Consider the following 2,190-nt stretch of genomic DNA (forward strand, 5'->3'; position numbering starts at 1 on the left):
CTCGTGCCTTTAGTCTGACGGGTCAGCCAGTATCGCCTATCTGATTACTGGACTTGCCACCGTCAAACCGAACCGATCGAGCTAGAGCACTCCCTGAATGGCAGCTTGGGGCACATCCCTATCAACGCTGCTCAGGATCAATGCCCAGCGATCGTAGCTGCTCAGCAAGTCGATCGGCACGCTGACGCTCCTGTTCTGCACGCTGACGTTCTTGTTCGGCGCGTTGCCGCTCTTGCTCGGCACGCTGACGCTCCTGTTCTGCACGCTGACGCTCCTGTGCAAGCTGCTGTTCTACCTGCTGCGCCTGTCCTGCAATTTCGGCATAGCTCAGAAAGCGCTTGCCATCCAGACGGTAGATTTGTAGCTCTTCGTCCGATCGCTCAAATCGAACCTTCAACCGTGGGCTGATCCAACCCGCAACCGATTCAATCATTTCTAGAGATGGATCGCTCCGCACCCAGCCGTTAAATTGATTCGTATCCGGATCGTAGAGATAGTACTCATCTACGCCATAGCGATCGTAAAACAGCAGCTTGCGGCTCATTTCTGCATCGGTATTGCTAGGGGAGCGAATCTCAAATACAACCTGAGGCGGAAGGTTGCCTTCTTCCCACTGTTTGTAGGAGCCGCGATCGCCTTTTGGTCTGCCAAATGCCACCATGATATCGGGTGCCGTGCAGATATTTCGATTGCCTTCTACGGGATACCAGAGCAAATCACCTGCTACAAAAACAGCCGGATCATGGGCAAACAGCCAGTCTAGATTCTGCTGGATCACCACAATCCAGCGAAACTGTTTGGTGTTGTCTGCCATAGGTTTGCCGTCGCTTTCGGGGTAAGCACTCTCTGCGGAGGACGGCTGTAGCTGGAACATACCTCGACCTCAAGAAAACAAGGCGCTGCCTCTAACCTATCACGGCGCAAAACGGTAAACGCTGACCGCAGCGGAGCTCAGACTAGTCGCTAAACGTTTAGCCAGCTGGCAATAAATCCTGGCGTTGGCAAGATGATTAACAACAAAACTGCCAGCGCCAGCAAGCCCCACAGATCGCGACGATTATCCAACTCCGTCACGTCATTCAAGGCAGGTTCATCGCTGGCAGGCATCAGGAACAGCAGAATCGCCCACAGCAGCAGATGCGGTTGGGCAAACGACAGCAGCAGCAGCAGCAGTCGGGCAACTTGACCGATCGCGGCTCCAGTACGCTGTCCAAACATCGCATGCACAATGTGTCCACCATCCAGTTGACCGACAGGCATGAGGTTAAACGCCGTTACCACCAGCCCCAAACAGCTTGCAACGGCAACCGGATGTAAATTAATCGCCGTTTCCGCTGTCAGTCCAGTCCCCAATACCAGCTTGCTGAGCAAGGTCAGCAGCAGCGAGAAACTCGGATCGAGGGCCTGAAAATTAAACGCTTGAGGCTTGGGCGGCAGTGGCACGATCGAGGAGTGCGCCAAGCCCCACAGCAGCAGCGGCAACGCCACAATAAAGCCAGAAAGCGGACCCGATAGCCCGACATCGAATAGCGATCGACGGTTGGGAATCGGCGATCGGATCTGAATAAATGCCCCAAAGGTGCCGAAGGGAAACAGGGACATGGGAATCACAGGAATAAAATAGGGCAGCGTTGCCTGAATCTGGTAGCGCCGCGCCGTCAAGTAGTGTCCTAACTCGTGGAGACCCAAAATCAGCATTAGCGCTAGCGAGTAGGGAAGACCCAACGCTAGGTTAGCTGGAGAAAACTGCACGGGTTTATCCATCAGTTCCAGCCACGCCAGGGTTGTTGTAAAAAACGTAACCGCTAACAGCCCCAAGGCAATGCCCGGACGAGTCACTTTTTCCCGTCCTTTCGTGAATTTGCGATCGCCCGTTGCTGCACTCTCAGACCGTGGGTTCGTCACCAGCGCAAAAAAGGGCTTCCCGCTGGCACCTTCTTGAAAGACCACGTAGAAGCGATCGCCAAACACCTCTTCCACATTTTCCCGAATCGTCTGGTAGGCAACTTCGGGCTTGCTGCGTAGCTGTCCACGACAAATAACAGCTTGTGGGCGGTACTCAATATTTTGTAGGTAATAGACCGACCAGGGAAAGCAGTTTTGGAGCTGCGTTTCTTCGGCTTTGTCGATCGGGCGTAGCGCTGCCGGATCGACAGAGGGCGTTGCGGTTCCTTCTGTGGTCTGAGCAGG

2 protein-coding genes are annotated in these 2,190 nt (G+C 54.4%); both read right to left on the reverse strand.

Annotated features, from left to right (window positions below; translation table 11 throughout):
- Window positions 1-121 precede the first annotated feature (121 nt).
- Window positions 122-874 (reverse strand): Uma2 family endonuclease, encoded by a 753-nt coding sequence (locus tag H6F43_RS17520; protein ID WP_190344002.1) that lies wholly within the window; start codon window positions 872-874, stop codon window positions 122-124.
- 89 nt (window positions 875-963) lie between these two features.
- The coding region (locus H6F43_RS17525; RefSeq protein ID WP_190344003.1) for a site-2 protease family protein at window positions 964-2,190 on the reverse strand (1,227 nt) is incomplete at its 5' end.

Source organism: Leptolyngbya sp. FACHB-36 (assembly GCF_014695955.1).
Classification (GTDB): Bacteria; Cyanobacteriota; Cyanobacteriia; order Leptolyngbyales; family Leptolyngbyaceae; genus FACHB-36.

Coding starts and splice junctions, on each gene's coding strand:
- H6F43_RS17520 (WP_190344002.1), bottom strand. CDS start 874: ATGTTCCAGCTACAGCCGTCCTCCGCAGAGAGTGCTTACCCCGAAAGC.